Origin of the sequence: Moraxella sp. TY6, from assembly GCF_048551375.1 — a bacterium.
Taxonomy (GTDB): domain Bacteria; phylum Pseudomonadota; class Gammaproteobacteria; order Pseudomonadales; family Moraxellaceae; genus Faucicola.
Genome location: NZ_JBLYZJ010000016.1, coordinates 1 through 24,081, shown reverse-complemented (window position 1 = coordinate 24,081; position 24,081 = coordinate 1). Strand labels below are relative to the sequence as shown.

The 24,081-nt window shown below is 43.5% G+C and carries 23 protein-coding genes and 1 pseudogene; 14 read left to right on the top strand and 10 right to left on the bottom strand.

Translation table 11 applies throughout. From position 1 onward, the window contains the following. The first annotated feature begins 16 nt into the window (after window positions 1–16). The 4 genes from ACK1U4_RS10455 to ACK1U4_RS10440 are packed head-to-tail and all read left to right on the top strand — an operon-like array spanning window position 17 to window position 2,675. The gene (locus ACK1U4_RS10455; protein WP_419401660.1) at window positions 17–1,318 is read left to right on the top strand and encodes a glutamate-5-semialdehyde dehydrogenase; all 1,302 of its coding nucleotides are present in this window, start codon (window positions 17–19) and stop codon (window positions 1,316–1,318) included. Window positions 1,319–1,360: 42 nt separating this feature from the next. After that, entirely contained in the window at window positions 1,361–1,570 is a 210-nt protein-coding gene (locus tag ACK1U4_RS10450; protein ID WP_419401633.1) for a hypothetical protein, read from the top strand. Continuing rightward, window positions 1,567–1,947 carry a hypothetical protein gene (locus ACK1U4_RS10445; RefSeq protein WP_419401632.1) on the top strand — a complete coding sequence of 127 codons (381 nt, stop codon included), beginning with the start codon at window positions 1,567–1,569 and terminating at the stop codon, window positions 1,945–1,947. The genes ACK1U4_RS10450 and ACK1U4_RS10445 overlap by 4 nt, the downstream gene beginning before the upstream one ends. Window positions 1,948–1,964: 17 nt before the next feature. Then, a complete protein-coding gene (locus tag ACK1U4_RS10440; RefSeq protein ID WP_419401631.1) occupies window positions 1,965–2,675 on the top strand; it encodes a glutathione S-transferase family protein in 711 nt (236 codons plus the stop codon). A gap of 19 nt (window positions 2,676–2,694) precedes the next feature. Here ACK1U4_RS10440 and ACK1U4_RS10435 read toward each other — a convergent pair whose 3' ends face one another. Together ACK1U4_RS10435 and trpB are read right to left on the bottom strand one after the other, a co-directional pair. Beyond that, window positions 2,695–3,255, bottom strand: coding sequence for a GNAT family N-acetyltransferase (locus ACK1U4_RS10435; RefSeq protein ID WP_419401630.1), 561 nt, complete (start codon window positions 3,253–3,255; stop codon window positions 2,695–2,697). A gap of 66 nt (window positions 3,256–3,321) precedes the next feature. Continuing rightward, window positions 3,322–4,557 (bottom strand): tryptophan synthase subunit beta, encoded by a 1,236-nt coding sequence (gene trpB / locus ACK1U4_RS10430; RefSeq protein ID WP_419401629.1) that lies wholly within the window; start codon window positions 4,555–4,557, stop codon window positions 3,322–3,324. A gap of 300 nt (window positions 4,558–4,857) precedes the next feature. Between trpB and ACK1U4_RS10425 the strand changes: the two genes are divergently transcribed. Then, entirely contained in the window at window positions 4,858–5,295 is a 438-nt protein-coding gene (locus tag ACK1U4_RS10425) for a DUF2147 domain-containing protein (RefSeq protein WP_419401628.1), read from the top strand. A 25-nt stretch (window positions 5,296–5,320) separates the two neighbouring features. Beyond that, on the top strand, window positions 5,321–6,388 hold the full coding sequence (gene truD / locus ACK1U4_RS10420; protein WP_419401627.1) for a tRNA pseudouridine(13) synthase TruD: 1,068 nt from the start codon (window positions 5,321–5,323) through the stop codon (window positions 6,386–6,388). Window positions 6,389–6,487: 99 nt separating this feature from the next. Here the strand turns inward: truD and ACK1U4_RS10415 are convergent, their stop codons facing one another. The 3 genes from ACK1U4_RS10415 to gspE all read right to left on the bottom strand — a co-directional run bounded on the left by ACK1U4_RS10415 (window position 6,488) and on the right by gspE (window position 9,310). Further along, a complete protein-coding gene (locus tag ACK1U4_RS10415) occupies window positions 6,488–7,225 on the bottom strand; it encodes a hypothetical protein (protein WP_419401626.1) in 738 nt (245 codons plus the stop codon). 18 nt (window positions 7,226–7,243) lie between these two features. After that, the gene (locus ACK1U4_RS10410; protein ID WP_419401625.1) at window positions 7,244–7,576 is read right to left on the bottom strand and encodes a hypothetical protein; all 333 of its coding nucleotides are present in this window, start codon (window positions 7,574–7,576) and stop codon (window positions 7,244–7,246) included. Window positions 7,577–7,795: 219 nt separating this feature from the next. Next, window positions 7,796–9,310 (bottom strand): type II secretion system ATPase GspE, encoded by a 1,515-nt coding sequence (gene gspE / locus ACK1U4_RS10405; protein ID WP_419401659.1) that lies wholly within the window; start codon window positions 9,308–9,310, stop codon window positions 7,796–7,798. A 392-nt stretch (window positions 9,311–9,702) separates the two neighbouring features. On the opposite strand from gspE, the gene lon reads away from it, so the two are divergent. Beyond that, window positions 9,703–12,099 carry an endopeptidase La gene (gene lon, locus ACK1U4_RS10400; RefSeq protein ID WP_419401658.1) on the top strand — a complete coding sequence of 799 codons (2,397 nt, stop codon included), beginning with the start codon at window positions 9,703–9,705 and terminating at the stop codon, window positions 12,097–12,099. A 61-nt stretch (window positions 12,100–12,160) separates the two neighbouring features. On the opposite strand, the gene ACK1U4_RS10395 is transcribed toward lon, so the two are convergent. Together ACK1U4_RS10395 and ACK1U4_RS10390 are read right to left on the bottom strand one after the other, a co-directional pair. After that, a complete protein-coding gene (locus ACK1U4_RS10395) occupies window positions 12,161–12,709 on the bottom strand; it encodes a ferritin (protein WP_419401624.1) in 549 nt (182 codons plus the stop codon). A gap of 297 nt (window positions 12,710–13,006) precedes the next feature. Further along, window positions 13,007–14,245: a CynX/NimT family MFS transporter gene (locus ACK1U4_RS10390; protein WP_419401623.1), complete on the bottom strand. Its 1,239-nt coding sequence runs from the start codon at window positions 14,243–14,245 to the stop codon at window positions 13,007–13,009. A gap of 135 nt (window positions 14,246–14,380) precedes the next feature. Here ACK1U4_RS10390 and hisC point away from each other — a divergent pair, with 135 nt between their 5' ends. Beyond that, window positions 14,381–15,538 carry a histidinol-phosphate transaminase gene (gene hisC / locus ACK1U4_RS10385; protein ID WP_419401622.1) on the top strand — a complete coding sequence of 386 codons (1,158 nt, stop codon included), beginning with the start codon at window positions 14,381–14,383 and terminating at the stop codon, window positions 15,536–15,538. Then, entirely contained in the window at window positions 15,535–15,780 is a 246-nt protein-coding gene (locus ACK1U4_RS10380) for a hypothetical protein (protein WP_419401621.1), read from the top strand. The genes hisC and ACK1U4_RS10380 overlap by 4 nt, the downstream gene beginning before the upstream one ends. Here ACK1U4_RS10380 and ACK1U4_RS10375 read toward each other — a convergent pair. The 3 genes from ACK1U4_RS10375 to ACK1U4_RS10365 all read right to left on the bottom strand — a co-directional run bounded on the left by ACK1U4_RS10375 (window position 15,777) and on the right by ACK1U4_RS10365 (window position 19,044). Further along, complete coding sequence (locus ACK1U4_RS10375; RefSeq protein ID WP_419401620.1) at window positions 15,777–17,279, bottom strand: anthranilate synthase component I family protein; 1,503 nt, start codon at window positions 17,277–17,279, stop codon at window positions 15,777–15,779. The two genes, ACK1U4_RS10380 and ACK1U4_RS10375, sit on opposite strands and share 4 nt — an antisense overlap. Before the next feature lie 10 nt (window positions 17,280–17,289). Continuing rightward, a complete protein-coding gene (locus ACK1U4_RS10370; RefSeq protein WP_419401619.1) occupies window positions 17,290–17,748 on the bottom strand; it encodes a hypothetical protein in 459 nt (152 codons plus the stop codon). 63 nt (window positions 17,749–17,811) lie between these two features. Continuing rightward, window positions 17,812–19,044: a beta-ketoacyl synthase N-terminal-like domain-containing protein gene (locus ACK1U4_RS10365; RefSeq protein ID WP_419401618.1), complete on the bottom strand. Its 1,233-nt coding sequence runs from the start codon at window positions 19,042–19,044 to the stop codon at window positions 17,812–17,814. A 229-nt stretch (window positions 19,045–19,273) separates the two neighbouring features. Here ACK1U4_RS10365 and ACK1U4_RS10360 point away from each other — a divergent pair, with 229 nt between their 5' ends. The 5 genes and pseudogenes from ACK1U4_RS10360 to ACK1U4_RS10340 form a co-directional block, all read left to right on the top strand. Further along, entirely contained in the window at window positions 19,274–20,236 is a 963-nt protein-coding gene (locus ACK1U4_RS10360; protein WP_419401617.1) for an EcsC family protein, read from the top strand. Between the two features lie 114 nt (window positions 20,237–20,350). Beyond that, window positions 20,351–20,725, top strand: a complete 375-nt coding sequence (gene rpsL, locus ACK1U4_RS10355) for a 30S ribosomal protein S12 (protein WP_007116468.1) — start codon at window positions 20,351–20,353, stop codon at window positions 20,723–20,725. Between the two features lie 149 nt (window positions 20,726–20,874). Then, window positions 20,875–21,348, top strand: coding sequence for a 30S ribosomal protein S7 (gene rpsG / locus ACK1U4_RS10350; RefSeq protein ID WP_419401616.1), 474 nt, complete (start codon window positions 20,875–20,877; stop codon window positions 21,346–21,348). 364 nt (window positions 21,349–21,712) lie between these two features. Continuing rightward, window positions 21,713–23,839 carry an elongation factor G gene (gene fusA, locus ACK1U4_RS10345; RefSeq protein WP_419401615.1) on the top strand — a complete coding sequence of 709 codons (2,127 nt, stop codon included), beginning with the start codon at window positions 21,713–21,715 and terminating at the stop codon, window positions 23,837–23,839. Window positions 23,840–24,008: 169 nt separating this feature from the next. Then, window positions 24,009–24,081: pseudogene (locus ACK1U4_RS10340) on the top strand (elongation factor Tu); the annotation flags it as partial.

Here is a 24,081-nt window from a genome sequence, read left to right as displayed (position 1 = left end):
AAATCATTGTTTTAATATTAAAGAGATAAATATGTCAGACACCCAAACTTATATGCAAACCGTTGGCAAACAAGCTCGTGAAGCCTCTGCCGTCCTTGCTCGTGCCAATACCAAACGCAAAAATGACGCATTATTGGCGATTTTTGACACCCTACAAGCCAATAAAGCCAACATCTTATCTGCCAACGCCCAAGACATGGCAAACGGGCGTGAAAAAGGGCTAGACGATGCCCTACTCGACCGCCTTGAACTCACCGAGAACCGATTTGAAGCCATGTGTGATGGGCTAAAAGATGTCGCTACCCTACCCGACCCAATTGGCGAGGTGACTGACATGACATTCCGCCCATCGGGGATTCAACTGGGCAAAATGCGTGTACCACTGGGCGTGGTGGGGATGATTTATGAATCTCGCCCCAACGTCACTATCGAAGCATCAAGCCTTGCCCTAAAATCTGGTAATGCCATTATCTTGCGTGGCGGTTCGGAGGCGTTTTATTCCAATCAAGCCCTTGCCAAATGCGTGCAACAAGGTCTAACCAAAGTCGGCTTGCCTGCCTCAGCCGTGCAAGTCATCGAAACTACTGACCGCTCGGCAGTGGGCGAACTCATTACCATGACCAAATTTGTCGATGTGGTAATTCCTCGTGGCGGTAAGGGCTTGATTGAGCGGATTAGCCTTGAGGCAAAAGTCCCTGTGATTAAGCATTTGGACGGTAATTGCCATACTTTTATCGACCGTGAAGCCAATATTGACATGGCAATTAGCGTGAGCGTCAATGCCAAAACCAGTCGCTATGGCACTTGTAACACAATGGAAACCTTGCTGATGGATACCCCAATTGCCAACGATAATTTGGCAAAAATCCTCGTGGCGATGGTACAAGCGGATGAGGCGATGCAGTTTCGCTTATCACAGCAAGCGTTGGATTTGGTCAAAAACAATGAGGCGTTGCAAGGGCATTTGGCATTGGCAACTGATAGCGATTGGGATACCGAGTATCTTGCGCCGATTTTGGCAGTCAAGCTGGTGGATGGGATTGATGAGGCGATTGCCCATATCAACCGTCACGGCTCACAGCATACCGATGTGATTATCACGGAAAATTATAGCAAGGCGTTGCAGTTTATGCGTGAGGTGGACTCGGCAAGTGTGATGGTGAATGCGTCTAGCCGTTTTGCGGATGGCTTTGAGTATGGATTGGGGGCGGAAATTGGCATTTCGACCGATAAAATCCATGCCAGAGGCCCTGTGGGGCTTGAGGGATTGACTTCGCAAAAATGGATTGTGTTTGGGCATGGGGAAATAAGAGTTTAATTTTTGTGTTAAAATAGTGGCAATTAAAAAAGGAGCGGTTAAATGACAACTTTGGCTTATCACCCCACCTTATCTGATAAAAAATTTGTCAAAAGAAAACCCTTACAATCTCAACCTAAAATGCTGGCTGTTCAACGCCCTTTTGATTTTGATTTGGCTCGCTTGCAAGAGCGGGTCAATGATGAAACGGTTGAAGTGCCACAGTTTAGCCAAACACAAGACTTGCTAAACTGGATAAAGAATGGGGAATGAGTTTGAAAGTAATCTTAGGCAAACAATTCCGTGAAGAATTACGCCACTTCCCCACCGCTGACCAAGAAAAAATCGCTAACTTTATCGAACACGTTCAATTACATGGCTTAAACCAACTGGAAGGACGTAACAAAAAATCTGACAATGTACCAAAAGATAATCCTAATTGGCTGAGCAAAGTAAAATTTGCTCAACAATACAATCTTTGGCATTATCATATTGGTATTCCTAGCTATGACGTGAATACAGTTTTTGGTGATAGAACATCAGAATATATCTTGCATTATGTGTTATATGACGACATGATAAAGATTGTCGATTTTTCCGACCATCCACCCTTTAAACTGCCGTCTGAAAGTTATTTGATTCATGAATAATTTTAACAAGGAAAAACATGAACCATCCACTCGGCAATCCAAACAACAACTTTTCCAAACCCACCTTAATCATTGGCAATAAAAACTACTCTAGTTGGTCACTTCGTGCATGGCTGATGCTTGATGCCTTTGGCGTAGCATTTGACGAAATGCCGATTAAACTTTTTCACCCAAGCAACCAAGAAATTTTGACCAAATACACCCCACTTGGCAAAGTCCCTGTACTATTGCATGAAGACAAAACCATTTGGGATACGATTGGCATTGCGTTATACGCCGAAAAGTATTTGATAAAACAAAACGTATGGGGCAATCAACCACACCTCGCCATGAGCCTAATCGCTGAAATGCACAGCGGATTTGTCGCCTTACGCAATGAAATGCCAATGAATATCCGAGCCAAACGTAAAATCACCCCAAGCCAAGACTGCCTAAAAGACTTGACACGGTTTGAGGCGATTGTCAGTGAGGGATTCGGCTTGAATGGTGAAACAGGGTTTTTATTGGGTGAATTTAGCGTAGCGGATGTGTTTTTTGCCCCTGTTATTTTCCGTCTGCATACTTACGCCACAGCGTCTAACATCGAGCTAAAACCGACTACGCAAGCCTATATTCAAGCCATGCTCGCCCACCCCAGTATTCAACTTTGGCAACAGCAAGCCTTACAAGAAACGGATATTGTGGTAGAAGATGAGGCAGGGGAATACGTGGGTAATTTAGCTTATTAATCTTTATTGTTTACCAAATTTAGGTGATGGATTTTTGCAAAAAATTCAGTACCAAATCCTCTCGCTTTGGCTCGCCATTATTGCCATCGGTGGGAAATGGCATGGTTTCGCCTGTCAACGCATAACCTCTACGCTGATAATAGGCTAAAAGTTCTGGGCGTTCGCTTAAAATACTCATGGATAAATGGGTTAAACCTTTGGCTTTGGCATGGCGATTGGCAAAGGTTTCCACCGCTGATAGGAGTGCATCACCAATCCCCTGTCCTTGTAGCTCTGGCGATACCGAAAATGTACCGATATAGGCAGATGGTTTTCCATCAATGGGGGTAAAGTCCACCGCCACCGTGCCAAGAATTTGGCTGTCATCTTGGGGATGAGGAAACACAAAAAGGTACTGTAAATCGTCTTGTATGACGTTTTGGATTTCCTCTTCCGTGGTACGAATACCACCGATTAAGTCCGCTTCATTTGTCCAGCCCTCATCTGAGCGGTAACAACGGTTGAGTAAGGCGACAATTTGGGGAATATCGGACAGTGTGGCTTGGCGGAGTTTGATATCGGTTTTAGTGATGGCTCGCATGGTAAAATCTCACAAAAAAAGGGGTATCAAAACCATAATAACCCCTTTTGAATTTTTAGCAATACACTATTTCACTTGATAATTCGCTACATCCATTTGCCCCAAGACAAAATCAATGTCTTTATCACCACGCCCCGACAAATTCACCAAAATAGTTTTACCTTTACCCAACTTTTTCGCCTCACGAATCGCATATGCCACAGCGTGCGAGCTTTCAAGGGCAGGAATAATCCCCTCAAGGCGTGACAACATCATAAATGCGTCTAAACATTCCGCATCGGTTGCCGAGTCATAGTAAGCTACGCCTGTATCCTTGAGGTTACTGTGTTGAGGTCCAACGCCAGGGTAATCCAACCCAGATGCAATCGAATGGACAGGGGCAGGTTCGCCATTTTCGTCCAATAACACATAGCATTTAAAGCCTTGAATCTCGCCTTTTACCCCTTTGGTCATGGTGGCGGCATGGCGGTGGTGGCTATCTAAACCCTCACCCGCAGGCTCAACACCAACTTTTTTGACATCAGCATCGTCCAAAAATGCATTAAAAATCCCAATCGCATTACTACCGCCACCCACACAAGCAGTCACTACATCGGGCAGGTTGCCTGTCATGGCTTGAAACTGTTGGCGTGCCTCATGCCCAACCAACGACTGAAAATAAGCCACCATCTCAGGGTACGGAGCAGGACCGACCACCGAACCAATGGCAAACATACTGTCTTCAAGCTGTCCGAGATACGATTCAAACGCACTGTCCACCGCTTCTTTTAGCGTGCCAGCCCCACGCTCGACAGGGACAATGGTCGCTCCCAAGATTTTCATGCGTGACACATTGGGGTGTTCTTTGGCGATATCGACCACGCCCATGTGAATTTCACATTCAAGCCCCAACAGTGCCGAGGCAGTCGCCAATGCCACGCCGTGTTGCCCTGCCCCAGTTTCGGCGATGACTTTCTTTTTTCCCAAACGCTTGGCAAGTAACGCCTCACCTAGACAATGGTTGATTTTGTGTGAGCCTGTGTGGTTAAGGTCTTCACGTTTGAGGTAAATATCCGCACCACCCAAGTGTTCGGATAGGTGTTTGCAATGGAAAATCGGACTGGGTCTGCCGACATAGTGCTGTTGCAACTCGATGATTTGTTTGACAAATTCTGGGTCAGCAATCATGGCATGAAAGCCGTCTTCGATTTCTTGCATGGCTTTTGCCAAGTCTGGGTGGTTGATTTTGCCACCAAATTCGCCAAAATTGCCTTGAGTATCTGGTTTTACACGAGGGTTTAAGCCGTAAGTAAGTGTAGTCATGGGAGTTCCTTTTATTGTATTCGTTTGTGAAATTAAAATAACTGTTTATCATGGCAATTATTATAATGCATAATTTTTCATGTTTCAACAAACTAGTACAAAATAATATATAACGATTAATCTTTGCCTAGCGAAGTAGAGAAACGTATGATTTCTAATTTCATGCACCATATAAAGTAAAAGTGAATGAAGCGAAAGGTATTGAAACAAAAGCCTTATGGAGTTTTTTATACGATGGTTTTAGGATAGGCATTTTTTACAACCATGAATTATTTTGCCATTGCTATAGAAGAGTGTTGTATGCTAAATTTAAAACCATTTTTGCTTTCTGCTACCAAAAAATCCATCACGCCCCTTGTTGTCATGGGGTTGTTGGGTGCATCCAACGTAGCAGTTGCCGACCCCATCGAGGGGCATTGGGTCTATTATGATAATCAAAAGCCCAAATATGTCGTCACCATTAGCCAAACAGCTCAAGGCTTTGTGGGTGTATTGGCATCAGGTAGCAAGTACCACATTGGTGAAACTGTCTTATCTGGTATTTCATCATTAGGCAATGGCAAATATAGTGGTGGAAAGGCCTATAACCCTTACACTGGCTCAAACTATGATGTTAATTTGACCTTGAATGGTGATACCCTGTCGATGCGTGCCTATAAGGGCTTACCGAATTTTGGGATTAGCTCGACATTACAACGTTTGCCCAAAGGCTATACCTTTAAAAATGTACCACGATAACTGATTCTCAAGATAACAAGGCTTTATGAAACAACACCCCCAAACCTACATGCCTAGTATTCAGCACGCCATTTATAAAGCCACCCCTCAAGATTTTATTGTCAATGAAATCATGGATATCGAGTTTACGGACGAGGGCGAACATTTATGGTTACAGCTTCAAAAAACTAATCTTAACACCGCCTATCTCGCCAAATTATTGGCAAATTGGGCGAATATTCCTGTCAAAGATGTGGGCTATTCTGGGCTAAAAGACCGCCTTGCCGTGACAAGCCAATGGTTTAGTTTACGCCTGCCAACTAAGACACTGCCGAAAACTGATTTGGCAGAATATTTGACCGCTCAATTACAAGAGGGCGAAAATATACAGATTTTAGCCCAACATTGGCACAATAAAAAACTCAATCGAGGCACGCATAAAGCCAATCAATTTATCATTACTTTGCGTGATGTGGTTGGTGAAAAAGCAGACATTGAAAACCAACTCAACTTGATTAAAAAGCAAGGCGTTCCCAATTATTTTGGTGAGCAACGCTTTGGGCATGAGGATAACAATGTAAATTTTGCCTTAGAATTGTTTAGCACAGGTAAAATTAACGGCAAAAAACCACATCCCAAATTTGACCGTGACAAAATCAGCCTGTATCTATCTTCGGCTCGCAGTGAGCTGTTTAATGCGATTTTGGCAAAGCGAGTCAGCGATAATACTTGGCAAACCCCACTTACAGGCGAGGTGTTTAACCTTGATGGCAGTCATAGTGTGTTTGTGGCAGAAGTTGATGAGGCTATTTTGCAACGACTGGCAACCGCAGACATTCATTTGACAGGGGCAATGTGGGGCGAAGGTGAGTTAAAAAGCCATAGCGAAGTTGGTACTCTTGAAAAGCAAGTGATTGATAGTGAAGAAAAATATCAACAACTGGCTCAAGGTTTGGCACAGTATGGGCTAAAACAACAACGCCGTCCGCTTAGGCTATTACCACAGGATTTGAATTGGCAATGGTTAGCGGAAGATACCTTTCAACTGGATTTTACATTGCCGACTGGAAGTTTTGCGACTGCGGTATTGGCTGGATTGGGGCATATCAGTTAAATACCAGTTAATAGACTTGTTACCAAACCACTAAGTAGCATAGGTTAACAAAGTGTTAACCACGCTATATTTTGTCAAAAATTAGGTATGGAAACAGTGTTAATAAAGCGTATCATTTTCTACCAACCATTGAGCAAATAATGAATTATTTATCACATAACAATCATTAATTTGTTTGGTAATCAATTCCTTACGCTCAAGTTTTTTGAGATTGGTTTGGATATTACTGGTGCTGATTTCCCCTTCTAAACCCAATTTTTGTGCTAAAATTTGACGAATGTGCTTTTTATATAGCCCACTTTCCCCTTGACCAATCATCAATATAAGGTGCTTTTCTAACTCGGTTAAACCCAACCATTGGGTATTAAAGTCGGACTGTTCGTGCAACTGCTCAAGACGGCTGACTGATGCCTGTTCAAGGGTCAAATTGGGGTTGATAATCATATCTTGAGCGATGGCTCTTAGGTATAAAGGCGTATAATTAAGTCGTTGAAATAATTCAAAAAAACCATCTTTATCAATTTCTTGCCCTGTACGTTTGGCATATATATCTGCCAAAAAATCACTAAAGCCTTTATCCAGTTTTGGAAAGTCAATCGCATGCGAAAAATGAAAAAATGGGGCTTTACTATCATTAAAAATGAGCCGTAAGCCATTGGTCGATGAGCCTGTAAAAATCACTTTGATTTTATCTTTATGCACGTCAAGCCCTGTGCGTAATGCTCGAATCAAGCCCTCCGTACCACGAACACGAGCCAACTCTTGCACCTCATCGAGTAGCATCAAGGTCGGTTTATTATCTTTGGCAATGGTGGCAATCGCCTCTGTCAACGACAATGCAGACGTGGCTTGCTCTTAACGCTCAAAACCCACCCCAAATACCTCCACACTTTTGATGGCTTTTAGGGTTTTGCTTGGCATAATATCATGGGCAAATTGCTGTAGAGCTTGGGTAAAATCGCTGTGAATCGCCTGTTGTTGCTCACTCATAAAGCTAAAATAAAACACATTAAATCCTGCGTCTTTGGCAACGGCTCGCACATCATTTAATAAAAACTGCGTTTTTCCCATCCGCCTTGGGGCAAATAAGGTAAAAGCCGAACTAATCCCCATGGATAGATTATCCACCAATAGTTGAGCCAAAGCCGTGCGTGGGTAATATAAAGGGTCATTATGATAAGCTAACATAATTTTTCCATCACATGATGATTAACAATGCTTAATTATAAATAATTATTTTTATTTTGCATAATTATGCTTTATAAAAATAATTATGTTTTTATGGCATAATTTTACATAACTTACCTTTCTGTTGGTGAATTAAATCAAAAATGAAACTTTAGCATTGTGGGCGTATGCAATACCCCCCTACAACACTGATTTATTTCTAGTTTACACACCTATAGTTTATCCATCCGTTTCTTTAGTCACCCTTAACACTTCTTCTAGCGTGGTTTTACCTGCCAAGACTTTCTTAAGTCCATCGGCTCGGATGGATGGCGTTTTGGTGCGAGCATACGCCTCAAGCTCAAACTCTGCGGTTTGGCTATGAATCAATTGGCGTAGTTTATCATCAACTGGCACGACTTCATAAATTGCCGTTCGCCCTCGAAAGCCCGAATTATTGCATTTGTCACAGCCGACTGGTTTGGGCAATTTAATCTCGCCCAACTGTTCACCTTGCAAACCAATCTCACTAAAAATTTGCTGTTGAAACGCATCTGCCTCATGCCAAGTGTGGCAATGTGGACATAACGTGCGTACCAATCGCTGTGCCACCACGCCAATCAGACTGGACGACAGCAAAAACGGCTCAACGCCCATATCAGCAAGGCGTGTCACCGCACCGATAGCAGTATTGGTGTGCAACGTTGATAGCACCAAATGCCCTGTCAATGAAGCCTGTACCGCAATTTCGGCAGTTTCAAGGTCACGAATCTCGCCCACCATCACCACATCAGGGTCTTGGCGGAGCATGGCTCTAAGGCTACGAGCAAAGGTCATATCGACTTTATTATTGACTTGGGTCTGTCCGATACCATCAAGCTGAAATTCAATGGGGTCTTCGGCAGTCAAAATATTGCGAGTGTTGTCATTTAGCTCGGTCAAAGCGGCGTATAGCGTGGTGGTTTTACCAGAACCTGTTGGACCTGTGACCAAAATAATGCCATGCGGACGGTGAATCAGCGTTTTTAACACCGTATAATCATGGTCGGATAAACCAAGATAAGTCATGTTAAGGCGACCTGCTTGCTTGTCGAGCAGACGCATCACCACTCGCTCGCCAAAGTTGGACGGCAAAGTCGATACACGCACATCCACCTCTCGCCCTGCCAAACGTAGCGAAATCCGCCCATCTTGCGGTACACGCTTTTCGGCAATGTCGAGTTTTGCCATGACCTTGATACGAGAAACCAATAATGGTGAGAGTTCACGTTTTGGGCTGACGATTTCTTTTAACACGCCATCCACTCGAAAGCGTACTGATAGGCGTTTTTCAAAGGTTTCAATATGAATATCCGAAGCGTTTAAACGAATCGCTTCGGACAGCAAGGCATTAATCAAACGAATGATGGGAGCATCATCTTCTTGGTCCATCAAGTCTTCGGTTTCTGGCACGCTGTCGGCAAGGCTCATGAGGTCTGGGTGGTCTTCTAGCCCTGCAGCGATATGTTGGCTTTCGCCTGTGTTGCCTGCGTAGGTGCTTCCTAGCAACTTTTCAAACGCTTCGCTATCGACCAATTGCAAATTTAATGGCAAGCCAATACCCTGTTGACTGGCAAAGCGATTGGCTTCGTTGACCGCTTCCATACTGGTATCGGCTGTCATCAATAGATTAGGCAGACTATCAATATTGTGGTATTGCAAGAGCAGTTGGTGGCGTTTGGCAAAGCTATAAGGCAAGGCAATGGGGTTGAGCATGGCGAATCCTAACGGTATCATTGAGCAATGCCTTACTATAACATAACTCATCTCAAATCAGCCCCAAATTTTACATGGCTCTAAAGCCAAGGTAGGGGCTTATTGCATAAGCCCTATGTTTAAAAAAGCTAAAGCCAAAGAATATTTTTTACAAAGGTTTTTCCATAGATAAGTCTTGTAATTTTTTTGGCTATCACCATTATTAACGTTAATACCAAACAAGGGGCGTGGTTTTGCGTCCTTTGTCGAAGAAGGGGATAATAATGCAAGACAATCAAAACTTTGATTTCGACCACTTACTTGATGACATTGATAACATTGACGAGCCAACACCGATTGAGCCTACCCATTTGCCATTGCTAGCCTTGCGTGACGTGGTGGTGTATCCACATATGCAAATTGCCCTATTTGTGGGACGTTTGCCTTCCGTCAAAGCCGTAGAGCTGGCTCAAGATAAATTTGACAGCAAAGTTTTTGTTGTTGCCCAAAAAGACTCATTGTCCGAAACCATCGACAACGATAATCTGTATCAATATGGCACGGTGTGCCGTGTCATCAACACCATGCCTCACGAGAATGACGAAAACTGCATCAAAGTCCTTATCGAGGGCTTGTATCGTGCCAAACTGGAAATCATTGACCAACATGATGATGGGATTTTGACCGCTGATTTTAGCATTGCCCCCATCAGCATGAACATGGATAAAAAGACCCAAGACGAGTATAAAACCGCATTGGTCGGACTGTTTGCCCAATATGCCGAAAGCCGTCTGCGTAATGCTCGTGAGCTAACTCGTGTTGCCGAGCGTATCACCGACCTTGAGGAATTGGTGTATTTTATCGCCACTCGTGTGTCGCTAAACCTTGATATCAAACAAAATATCCTCGAAGTCGATGACCTCGAAACCCATATCAAAACCTTGACCGAATACTTGGTGCAACAAGGGGCAGAGCAAACCATTGAGCAAGAACTACAAGAACAAGTTCGCCGTCAAATGGACAACAATCAGCGAGAATATTTTCTCAATGAAAAAATGAAAGCCATCAAAAATGAGCTTTCTGACTTGCATGAAGAACGTGGTGGCGAACCGCTTGAAGATGAAGACGACCTTGGCGAACTCGAAACTCGCCTAAAAGAAGCCGACCTACCAGAAGACGTGCGTAAAAAAGCCGAAAATGAATTTCGCAAACTCAAGCAAATGCCCCCTGCCTCGTCCGAGTCATCTGTGGTGCGTAACTACATTGAGTGGATTCTTGACACGCCTTGGAACAAAACCAGTGAAGTCGCCATCGACATGGCAAATGCCCAAAGCGTGCTAGACGAAGACCATTATGGGCTAAAAGATGTCAAAGACCGTATCATGGAATTTTTGGCGGTGCAATCTCGTGTCGATACCCTCAAAGGTCCTATCCTATGCTTGGTCGGGCCTCCTGGTGTCGGTAAAACCTCACTGGGTGAGTCTATTGCTCGTGCTACGGGTCGTGAGTTTATCCGTATGGCATTGGGTGGCGTGCGTGACGAAGCCGAAATTCGTGGTCATCGCCGTACTTATATTGGGGCAATGCCTGGGAAAATCGTGCAGTCATTGGCAAAAGTCGAAGTAAAAAATCCACTATTTTTGCTGGATGAAATTGACAAAATGGCACAAGATTTTCGTGGTGACCCTGCGTCTGCGTTACTAGAAGTGCTAGACCCATCGCAAAATCACAGCTTTAACGACCATTACCTCGACATGGATTTGGACTTGTCGCAAGTGATGTTTATCTGTACTGCCAACAGCATGGACATCCCGCCTGCATTGCTTGACCGTATGGAAGTCATTCGCCTACCCGGATATACCGAAGACGAAAAAGTCAATATTGCCGAAAAATACCTTGTGCCAAAAGCCATCAAACAAAATGGCTTGAGCGAAGACGAAGTAGAAATTAGCGAAGAAGCCCTACAAGCCATCGTACAACGCTACACTCGTGAAGCAGGCGTGCGAAACCTTGAGCGTGAAATCAATAAAATCGCTCGTAAAGTCGTCAAAGCCAATGTTGAACAGCAACAAAGCACGGATGACAGTACGGTTAACAAAGACACTAACGCTAAATCGTTAGGCAAAATTTCCGTAGATAATCACAATATCGCTGATTATTTGGGCGTATATCAGTTTGACTATGGGCTTGCCGAACAACAGCCAGAAGTTGGGCGTATCACAGGTTTGGCATGGACACAAGTCGGTGGCGAGCTACTCACCATCGAAGCGGTCGCCATGCAGGGCAAAGGTGAGCTTAACTTTACAGGCTCATTGGGCGATGTGATGAAAGAATCCATCCGTGCCGCCATGACAGTGGTACGTGCCAGAGGCGAAAGCTTGGGCATTAGCTACGAAAACTTCAAAGGTACAGACATTCATGTGCATATGCCAGAGGGTGCAACCCCCAAAGATGGTCCATCAGCAGGGATTGCCTTGACCACTGCCCTCGCCTCTGCGATGACAGGCATTGCGATTCGCCCTGACATCGCCATGACTGGGGAAGTGACTTTGCGTGGCAAAGTACTTCGTATTGGTGGGCTAAAAGAAAAACTGTTGGCGGCTCATCGTGGCGGTATCAAGCACGTGTTGATTCCAAAATCCAACGAACGTGACCTTAAAGATATCCCTGACAATGTTAAAGCAGGCTTAACCATTCAACCTGTCGAAACCATTGATGAGGTATTCCGTGAAGCGTTGGTACGTCAGCCGATTGCCCTAAAACCAAGCCAGCTGCCTGTCGAAGCAGGGGAAATTAGTTTAAGAAGTTGATGGTTATTTTTACCAAAAAAAAATCCCAATGTTGAATTGGGATTTTTTTGGTTTGTTAAAATTACTCAACGCTCGCTTCACGAGGCAATGAGCCTTCTTGACTGGCGGTTGCCATGTCTTTATCGAGGGTATAAAAGTTCTGATTATTGGCTTTGTCTTTTGAGGCAAGGGCAAATTTATCACGCAAATCATTAATAAGAGCTTCTTCTTCGATTTGCTCTTTGACAAACCATTGTAAAAAGTTAAACGTTGCCCAATCTTTTTCTGCCATCGCTTGGTCAACTAAGGCATAGATTTTTTTGGAATTTTCCAATTCATGTTGCCAAACGTCTTCGATACAAGTTTCTAAATCACTTGGATTATCACGAGGGGCAGGAATTGCACCGATTTTGGCTTCACCACCACGCTCGTTAATATATGATAAAAACTTAAACATATGGTTACGTTCTTCGGCAGAGTGTTTATAAAAAAACTCTGCCATACCTGCATAGTTATTGACTTCCGCCCAACTACCCAACGCCAAATACGCTTGGGCTTGGGTGGCTTCTTCCATCATTTGTTTATTTAACGCTTTTTCCATGCTGTCTGAAATACGTTTATCGTTTGCCATTGTGTGACTCCTAAAATTGTAATTTTAATGACGATTGAATAACTTTTAATTTAATCAAATACCTAACTTAAGTAACTGAACAAATTTAAATTATAATCTGATTTTTCGTGGGTTACGCTTTGCTAACCCAAGCTACTAGACTAAATGTTATAAGATAATTTTGTTATTGGTACTTATCGACCTAACTTAACGGCGGTAACAGTATAAAAAAATTCCCCTTACTTGGTAAGGGTAATTTACGCAAACAGGGGCAAAGCATAACAGCCGAGTTACAAGGGATTATATTTGTTTACATCATTATTCAATCGGTTTATCCGCTGTGGCAAACCACGCAAACACACATAACAACCCCATTAGCCCTGTCAATACCGTCATTGGCAATGTCCAACCATAACTGATATCTCTGAGCCATCCTGTTAATAAAGGGCCTGTCACGGCAATGCTATAGCCCACCGTTTGAGCCATCCCAGACAGCTCGGCAGTTTGTTGGCTATTCTTGGCTTTGAGGGTAAACATCATCATACACAAGGTAAAAATCACCCCACAGCCAAACCCTGCACACACCGCCCACAACCAAATCAAACCATTGGCAGGCAATAACCCAAATCCAATCACGCCCAACAAGTTCCCCACACCTGCCGATACCCCAAGTGTACGAAGATGCCACCCTGCCCCCACCCATTTGGTTAACAGCATAATCGAAGGAAATGCCATCAGTTGAAATACCATACCCACCTGCCCTACTTGGCTATCGCTCAAGCCTTTGGCATGAAGCAAACTAGGTAAAAAGCTTGCCAACGTATAATACAGCAACGACTGCAACCCCATATAGCCACTAATCCACCACGCCATTGGCATTCGCCACACTGAGCGAGTGCTAGAGGGTTCACTCATGGCAATGGCTTGGTTGCGTAATTCACTGTCGTTAATGGCAAGTTTTTGGCGAGTATGTTGATGGCTGACCCATAGCCAACCCATCAACGCCAACACCGACACCCAGCCCCACACACTCAACGCAAACTGCCAATCTCGCCATGCCACCAAACGATTCGCCACGCCTGCAGACAGCCCTGCAAACACCGACAACATCAACGAATACATCCCCATCACTTGGCTAATGTGATTGGGCAAATATTTTTTAATCACTGCAGGTACAAGCACATTGCCAAACGCAATCGCCAATGATAACAGCACTGTTCCAAATAGTAGTAAACTCAAATTCGGCAACCAAGACCGCCCAAAAATCCCCAATGCCAACATTGTCGAAGCCATAACCAAGGTGTTTTCCAAGCCAATTTTACGAGCCACCGTTGGCACAATAAACGAACTAAAGGCAAACGCCATGACAGGAATCGTCCCAATCAGTCCAATCACCTGCGTGGATAATTGCAAATCCTGCTGTATCCAAGTCGCCACCGCCCCAAAACCAATAATCGGCGACCGCATATTGATACTTAACAATAAAATCGCTACCACCACTGCTATTAGCAAGGATTTGGGATAAGCATTTGAGGGTTGTGAAGGTGTCGGACGCATAATAATTTACCGAATTAGATTGAAAAAATTTGCCAAATTTTGGTGGTTTAGCTCGGTTATTGTATGGCATGATGGGCAAATATGCTAAAATAATTGGCAAATTTTTGCGGTTTTAAAGTTTAAATAAGGATAATCATGTCGGACACATCAATCACCCCTACTTCTAACATACAAAAATCCACCACAGATACTCGCCTGTGGAGTAACCGTGTCCGCAACCTTACCCCCTATGTCGCAGGCGAACAGCCGAAAATTGCCAATCTGTGCAAACTTAACACCAATGAAAACCCCTTCCCACCCTCACCCAAAGTCGCCCAAGCCATTGCCAGTGTCTTAACCAATCAAGCGGACGCACTCAAACTGTACCCAGACCCAGAGTCGGATGAACTTTGCCAAACTTTGGCGGATGTATATGGCGTGGCACGCAATCAAGTATTTGTCGGCAACGGCTCAGACGAGGTGTTAGCCCATGTCTTTGCGTGTTTTTTTATGAAAGACCGCCCAGTGCTGACCCCAGATATTGGCTACAGTTTTTACCCTGTGTATGCCGATACCTTTGATGTCGAACTCACCAAAATCGCCCTCAAGGCCGATTTTACCATTGATGTGGATGACTACCGCCGTCCGTGTGGGGGCATTATCATCGCCAATCCCAACGCACCGACTGGGGTTTTATTACCGCTTGCTGATATTGAAAAACTACTCAAAGAACATCCCAATGCAGTGATTGTCATTGATGAGGCGTACATTGATTTTTACGAGGGGGATTTTTATGATGGAAATTTTGCCGATGCACCAAATGCCTCTGCGGTAAGTCTAATCAATCAATATGACAATTTAGTCGTGACCCAAACCTTTTCAAAATCTCGCTCATTGGCGGGTTTGCGAGTGGGGATGGCGTTTGCTAACCATTCATTGATTGAGGCGTTAAACCGCTACAAAAACAGCTTTAATAGCTATCCACTAGACCGTATGGCTCAAGCGGGGGCGGTGGCGAGTTTGCAAGATGGCGAATATTTTAAAGCCTGTTGCCAAAAGGTGATTGCCTTGCGTGCTGATTTGGTGAAAAATCTGACCGACTTGGGCTTTGTGGTATTGCCGTCACAGGCGAATTTTGTGTTTGCCAAACCGCCTGTTAGCATGGGTGAAACGGTCGAAGTGTTTACCAAATTGCGTGAGCAAGGGGTGATTGTACGGCATTTTAACAAGCCAAAAATTAGTGATTATTTACGCATTACCATCGGTACAGCTGAACAAAATCAGCGATTGATTGATACGCTAAAAAGCTTATGACAACCACAATACAGTTTTATTTAAAATGTCAAAACATAGACACAGGCGAAGTTGTGACTTACCGCTTCGCCCATCAAGACGAATTATTGGCATTTAGCACTACTTTAGCTGATAAAAAACTGGCGATTGTCGATACCCACATCGCCTTTTATGACATTGATTTGCTATTTAATCCGTTTGATGGTGAAAGCCTACCCATTAATAGTGGGGAAATTAACACGGCGATTGATGGTAAAATTTAATCGTTTTGCATTAATAACTTTAACAAATTCCCCACTTTATCAAAGCACTCTTGGTACTCCGCCTCGCACGCCGAGGCGATGGTCACGCCACCACCTGCCCATAGTGACACCTTATCATCCACCGCTTGCAGTGTACGAATCAACACATTCCATTGTCCTGTGCCATCAAAGTTAAGATAGCCCAACGTCCCACAATATGCCCCTCGTGGCTGACTTTCTAACTCATGGATGATTTCTACTGCTCGTTTTTTTGGCGTACCTGTAATCGACCCTGCGGGCAAGCTATCCAACAACACGGTGAGCGGATTGACTTCCTCTTTGAGCGTTGCCGTCACCGTACTGACCATGTGATGCACATTGCTAAAACTCTCAATATCAAACAACTTCGGCACTTGCACCGTGCCGACTTTGGCATATTTCCCCAAATCATTACGGAGCAAATCGACAATCATCACATTTTCAGCCGTATCTTTTTCGCTATTGGCTAATTGATTTTTATTGGCGATATCTTGTTCAACCGTCAAACCACGAGGAATTGTGCCTTTGATGGGCTTGGTGATAATGGTATGTTCATCCCTGTTATTTATGCTACTGGTATTTTTGGCAAAAGTAAAAAACAACTCTGGCGAACAGCTTAATAACTCATAATTGGATAAAGAGTTGTCTAAATTGACATAACCTGCAAAAGGGGCGTTGGTTGCTTGGTGAAGTCTTGGTAAATAATCTACCAATTTATTTCCACCCTTATTGTTAGCCAAATCGCCTTGCCAACATTGGGTTAGATTGATTTGGTAGCAATCCCCTGCTTTTAGATAATTTTGCACTTGCTCAAAGGCTTTGGCATAATCCGATTTTGTCCATACTGGGGCTAACGGTAAGGGCTTGGGGTTGTTATTAATTTCTACATTAGAAAACTGCTTCGACAATTGGCTTAAAAAACACTCAATCGCCTCACGTTGTTTAATCGCTTGTTCAGTGGTCAGATTTAGCCACCATTTGCCATCTTGCAAGGTCAAATAAATATCATAATGTCCAAAATAGGCTAACGGTTGTGGTTGGCTTACATAGTCAGCATTAAACGACTGATTGGCTAAATTTTCCGCTGAAAAGTCATAACTGATAAAACCCAGATAGCCATTGTAAAAATGGGGTTTTTCTGTGATTTGATTGGATGGTTCTTGAGGGGTTTGAATGTTTTGATAGTCAATCAATAAGCGTTGTAAATCCGCTTGGTTGACGTTATCGAGGGTGTTAATGCTGTAATTTGATTGGGTGAAATCAATGCTTTGGCGATTGAGTTGATGGATTTGTAATGTTTGTGCTTGGGAATTATCATTGTTCGCCAAATCTGCTAAAAAAGCGGTTTTTGGTAAAATACCAATGATATTCTGTCCGTCATTATTCAGCCAAATCGGTTTTATGGTTGAAAAATGGCTAAACTTTAACACCAATTCGGTAGGCGGTAATGCGGTTAAAAAAGGGCAATGAATATTTATCATGTTCTAACATTTATTTTGGATTGGCATGGCAAAGGTCAAGTTTATTATCTTGCGTTCGATAGCAAGTCAGCATTTGATAAATGCTTAGTTTCTCATCATTATCTATTTTTAGTGTTTTGGCATTTCTAAAATAAAGCTCGGCAGGCTGTGAAACCCAACGATTACCCTTTATTATCGTATATTGGTAATGCACATCATTTTGTTGGGTTTTTTCATCATAATCCCAAACGGTATCGAATTGATAACTGTTTTTACCCATCCGCATAATCTCTGTTTCACCACCAGCCCCACCGCCTGACTCAATCGTACAGCTTTGTTGCTTGGCTAATTTATTAGCATTGAACTGATAACAGGTCGTTTTAACATTTGGGTATGTGTGAGCAAAACTGGTATTGGAGAAACACAATACCAGTAACATGAAAGGCATTATTAAACGAAACGAAATATTTTGGTCAAACAACAGCTTCATACTGAACTCTTAAGCGATTTACCATTTTACCCTCTTTTATCAATGGCTTGCCCTATCTTACCATCATTCGACAAACTTTTTAATCACCAAGCAAGCATTTGTCCCACCAAAACCAAAGCTATTGGTCATAATGGTGTTTAACTCCGCCTTACGAGCGGTCTGAACCACATCAAAATCTTGGGCTTTTTCGTCCATTTTCTCAATATTAATACTCGGTGCAATAAAGCCTTCATTCAGCATCATCACGCAATAAATCAACTCTTGCACGCCCACCGCACCTAGGCTATGCCCTGTCATGGATTTGGTTGAACTAATTGGCGGTAATTTTTCTGCGGTTGCAAAGGCTTTACGAATCGCCTCAAGCTCCGTCACATCGCCAATCGGCGTGCTTGTACCATGCGTATTGATATAGTCAACCGTAGTCAAATTGGCTTGTTCAAGGGCTTGTTGCATACAACGCACCGCCCCTACGCCACTCGGTGCGACCATATCCGCACCGTCCGAACTTGCCCCATAACCGACCAACTCGGCTAAAATCGTCGCCCCTCGTGCTTGGGCGTGTTCTAGGCTTTCGACCACCACCATACCGCCACCGCCAGCGATGACAAAGCCATCTCGCCCACTGTCATACGGACGGCTTGCCTGTGTGGGCGTGTCGTTGTACTGGGTACTCATCGCCCCCATGCCATCAAACATACACGACTGCGTCCAGTCCTCAAGCTCGCCACCGCCAGCCAACACGATATCTTGTTTGCCAAGTTGAATCAGCTCCATCGCATTGCCGACACAATGGGTTGAAGTCGCACACGCTGACGCAATCGAATAGCTAATCCCACCGATTTGTAGCCCAGTCGCAAGGCTTGCTGACACCGTGCTTGCCATGGTTTTTGGCACTGCCATCGCACCGACCCCACGCAAGCCTTTTTCACGCATGGCATCGACCGCATTCACCACATCGAGGGTGGACGCACCGCCAGAGCCTGCCACCACGCCAATACGAGGGTTATGGGCAATCGCCTCAATGCTTAATCCTGCTTGTTCAAGGGCTTGCAAACTGCTCAAATACGCATACAAACTTGCCTTAGACAAAAAACGCTTAAGTTTACGGTCAATCGCAGAGGTATCTAGGCTTTCTTCATCAATCGAACCAGACACGCAGGCTTTAAAGCCTTTTTCGGCATAGGTTGGATTCAATTTTAGCCCAGATTGCCCTTGCAATAAGGCTTGGCTGACGGTTTGCCAGTCATTACCAATGCACGATACCAACCCAGTCCCTGTAATGACAACACGACGCATACGCAATTCCTTTTGAAAACTTTAAATTAAATTTTTTAGCCGTTAAAAACAATCCCCCATTGTAAACTTTAGCAAGCCAAAATCCTAGCGAATTGGGTAAAATGTTACGAAATATTTCCAATTACCCAATCATCATCAAACAACTTCTTTACGCATTGTAATTGAAAAATAGGTCAAATCTGACTAAGCTACTACTATACCTATTTTTTGATAACTTTAAGGAACTATCATGGCAACCGCCTTTCAACTTGTTGGCTCATTCGCTCGCACTGGCTTAGAAAGCATGGGGGAAAAATTAGCAAAACTCAATAAAAGCCAACCATTAAGCGTACAACAACTGCAAGATTTGAATTTAGACCAACTCACCCAAGACCTTAAAAAGTCCAAAAATGCCTTTCACGAGCAAATCCCCAAACTTTCTCGCAAGCTACTCGTCAGTATGCCATTAGGCAAATATAGCCAATTTACCAGCCGTGTTGTACCGCAAACCACCTTTGAAAAAGCCACCGATAAAGCCTTTTTACAACTGGGCAAACTGGCTCAAAACTGGGCAAAACTCGACCTAAAAACCGACCCACGATTTGCAGGGACAAAACTTGACCTTAACCAACGCCACGCCCTTGCCCAAGCCATCTGCGACCAAAATCGTAGTTTGGCGACCTTGGGTGGTGTGTCAAATGTGGTTGGTTTGGCAGGGATTTTGGTCGATACGCTATGGCTATTGGCGGTGAGTTTACGCAGTATTTTTCAGCTTGCCGAAATCTACGACAAACCGCTCACAGGCGAGCAAGGCATTAGCATTGCCTATGAAATTTTGGGGAAAGCCAACCTCAATAAATTACAAGAAAAACAAACCCTTTTGGCAGGCTTGGGCGTATTTGATGTGGTGGCAGAGCAAGGTCTTGAATCTTATTTACACCCCACGGATACCACCCATGATAGCCTACAAAATTCGGATAATGATGATGCACAAGGTATTCGTGGTGTTGTGCAAAAAATTGAACAAATCGCCACCTCACTCAATGTCAACTTATCCAACTTTAATTTTGCATTTTTACAAAAAGTATTACCCATTACCACAGTCGGCATCGGCACAGCTTATAACAATATGATTATTAACGAAGTTGTACAAATTGCCCATGCCACTTTTGCCCCACCGCCCCGCTTGACCAATGGTCACAATGAGGCTTGAAAAGTCTTTACGAAAGCTATATAATACGCTGTCCTAAAAATAGCTTTAGGCTAGTTTCTTTAACTAACAGCTAATTTTAGGTATTTTTTACAACAAATGGGAGAAGGATGCCTTATGGCAACTACAAATCAATTAATTCGTAAAGGTCGCAATACCATTACCGAAAAATCAAAAGTTCCAGCGTTGAAGGCTTGCCCACAACGCCGTGGCGTATGTACTCGTGTATATACTACTACACCAAAAAAACCAAACTCAGCCATGCGTAAAGTATGTCGTGTACGTTTGACTTCAGGCTTTGAAGTATCAAGCTACATCGGTGGTGAAGGCCACAACCTACAAGAGCATAGCGTGGTACTAATCCGTGGTGGTCGTGTTAAAGACTTACCGGGTGTACGTTACCATACCGTTCGTGGTGCATTAGACTGTGCTGGCGTAAAAGACCGCAAACAAGGTCGCTCAAAATACGGTGCAAAACGTCCTAAAGCCTAATCGCTTGTTACGTTTTAATCCAATTGCTTTTTAATATTGTTTGCATAACACTGACGGTTGCCCCCGTTTATCTTATGCAGTAAGGCTGGTTAATACAAAGGTTATCGACTTTTTATACCAGACTACCCTGAATACACAAGGAATTTAATATGCCAAGACGTCGTGTCATCGCAGCCCGTGAAATCCTACCAGATCCAAAATTCGGTAGCAAAACACTTGCAAAATTCATCAACCACGTAATGGTTGATGGTAAAAAATCAGTTGCTGAATCAATTGTTTACGGTGCATTAGACCGTGTTGTTGAAAAAAACAATATCACTGATCCAGTGGCTTTTTTTGAAGAAACCCTAGATAAAGTTCGCCCAATGGTTGAAGTTAAAGCTCGCCGTGTTGGTGGTGCAACTTACCAAGTGCCTATGGAAGTACGTCCCTCCCGCCGTACCGCCTTGGCAATGCGTTGGTTAGTTGATGCCGCTGCCAAGCGTTCTGAAAAATCAATGGCGTTACGCCTTGCTGGTGAGTTGCTAGACGCTGCTGACGGTAAAGGTAATGCGTTGAAAAAACGTGATGAAGTTCACCGTATGGCTGACGCTAACAAAGCGTTCTCACACTTCCGCTTCTAATTTAAGCGATTGTTTTTTATTAAATTTTATCAGCCGTATAATTTTAACAATTGTATGGCGTAAATAAACAAGTAGCTTGTCATGGTTTTGTCATGGCAAGCTCTTATCATAAAGCACTTATGTCATCAATAAGGCGTTGTTTTATGATGAACAGCTACAATAACTAGCCTTGATAATGATTTTGTACCAATCAATTATTAATCATCGCAACATCATAAATGCCAACCAATACAGATTGATAACCAACTTATTTTTGTTTTTTTAATTAAATAATGGGTAAATAAATAGCTATCTTGTTTTTTGATTGACATGACCGCATATTGATAACGGAATAATTTTAATCTCTAGTCCTTAGGAATCCACTATGGCACGTACAACTCCCCTCAATCGTTACCGTAACATCGGTATCTCTGCACACATTGATGCAGGTAAAACGACAACCACAGAACGTATTTTGTTTTATACAGGTAAAAGCCACAAGATTGGTGAGGTGCATGAAGGTGCAGCTACCATGGACTGGATGGAACAAGAACAAGAACGTGGTATTACCATTACCTCAGCAGCAACGACTTGCTTCTGGTCAGGTATGGGCAACCAATTCCCAGAGCATCGCATCAACATCATCGACACCCCCGGCCACGTTGACTTCACCATTGAAGTAGAACGTTCAATGCGTGTACTTGATGGTGCATGTATGGTGTACTGTGCGGTAGGTGGTGTTCAACCTCAGTCAGAAACCGTATGGCGTCAAGCAAATAAATATAAAGTACCTCGTCTAGCGTTCGTTAATAAAATGGACCGTACGGGTGCAAACTTCTTCCGTGTGGTTGAGCAAGTTAAAACCCGTTTGGGTGGTAACCCAGTGCCAGTCGTTGTGCCAATCGGTGCAGAAGACACTTTTGAAGGGGTTGTTGACCTATTAGAAATGAAAGCCATCATTTGGGATGTACCATCTCAAGGTATGAAATTTGAATATGGCGACATTCCTGCTGACCTCGTTGATACCGTGAATGAATGGCGTAGCAACATGGTTGAAGCCGCTGCCGAATCTTCAGAAGAATTGATGGATAAATACCTTGATGAAGGTGATTTGTCAAAAGAAGACATCATTGCAGGTTTGCGTGCTCGTACCCTTGCAGGCGAAATTCAGCCAATGCTTTGTGGTACAGCGTTCAAAAACAAAGGCGTTCAACGTATGCTTGACGCTGTGATTGAATTCCTACCTGCTCCAAATGACGTTGATGCCATTAAAGGTATCTTAGACGACAAAGCTGAAACTGAAGCCACTCGTGAATCATCAGATGACGAACCATTTGCAGGTTTGGCATTCAAAATTATGAATGACAAATATGTTGGTAACTTAACCTTCGTTCGTGTTTATTCTGGTGTTACAAAACAAGGTGATAGCGTTTATAACCCTGTTAAAATGAAACGTGAACGTATCGGTCGTATCGTAGAAATGCACGCTAACTCACAAAAAGAAGTCAGCGAAGTGCGTGCAGGTGACATCGTGGCATTCGTTGGTCTAAAAGACGTAACCACTGGTGATACACTATGTGACGAAGACAACGTGATTACGCTAGAGCGTATGGAATTCCCAGACCCAGTAATCTCATTGGCTGTCGAACCAAAAACCAAAGCTGACCAAGAAAAAATGTCTATCGCTTTGAACCGTTTGGCAAAAGAAGACCCTTCATTCCGTGTTCACACTGACGAAGAATCAGGTCAAACCATCATCAGCGGTATGGGTGAGCTTCACTTAGAAATCTTGGTTGACCGTATGAAACGTGAATTCGGTGTTGAAGCCAATGTGGGTGCACCACAGGTTGCTTACCGTGAAACGATTCGTAACACTGTTGAACAAGAAGGTAAATTCGTACGTCAAACAGGTGGTCGTGGTAAATTTGGTCACGTTTGGTTACGTCTTGAGCCAATGGACACTTCAGATGGCAAAGAATATGAATTTGCTGAAGAAGTTGTTGGTGGTGTTGTACCAAAAGAATTCTTTGGTGCGGTTGACAAAGGTATCCAAGAACGTATGAAAAATGGTGTTCTTGCAGGTTACCCAGTGGTCGGCGTAAAAGCAACCCTATACGATGGTTCATACCATGACGTTGACTCTGACGAATTGTCATTCAAAATGGCAGGTTCGATTGCATTCCGTAAAGGCTTTATGAATGCAAGCCCTGTACTACTTGAGCCAGTGATGAAAGTTGAAGTTGAAACCCCTGAAGACTACATGGGTGACATCATGGGTGACTTAAACCGTCGCCGTGGTATGGTACAAGGTATGGACGATTTGTTTGGCGGTGTGAAACAAATTCGTGCTGAAGTGCCACTTGCCGAAATGTTTGGTTATGCAACCCAACTTCGCTCAATGTCACAAGGTCGTGCTACCTACTCAATGCACTTTGAAAAATACGCAGAAACACCTAAAAACGTTGCTGACGAAATCATCAAAAAATTCACTAACAAAGATGATGACGAATAATCTATCATTGTTTGTGTGAATATATTTGTAAATGTAGTAATACTACCCCATTATTTGATGTGTTAACATAAAATTAATGGGGTAATTCATAGATTATCCAGTTTTAAACTCGTGCTTCTCAGCAATTAACGAGTCACAACTAAGTAGTAATAACAAAGAGGACATTATTATGGCAAAGGCCAAATTTGAACGTACCAAACCACACGTTAACGTAGGTACTATCGGACACGTTGACCACGGTA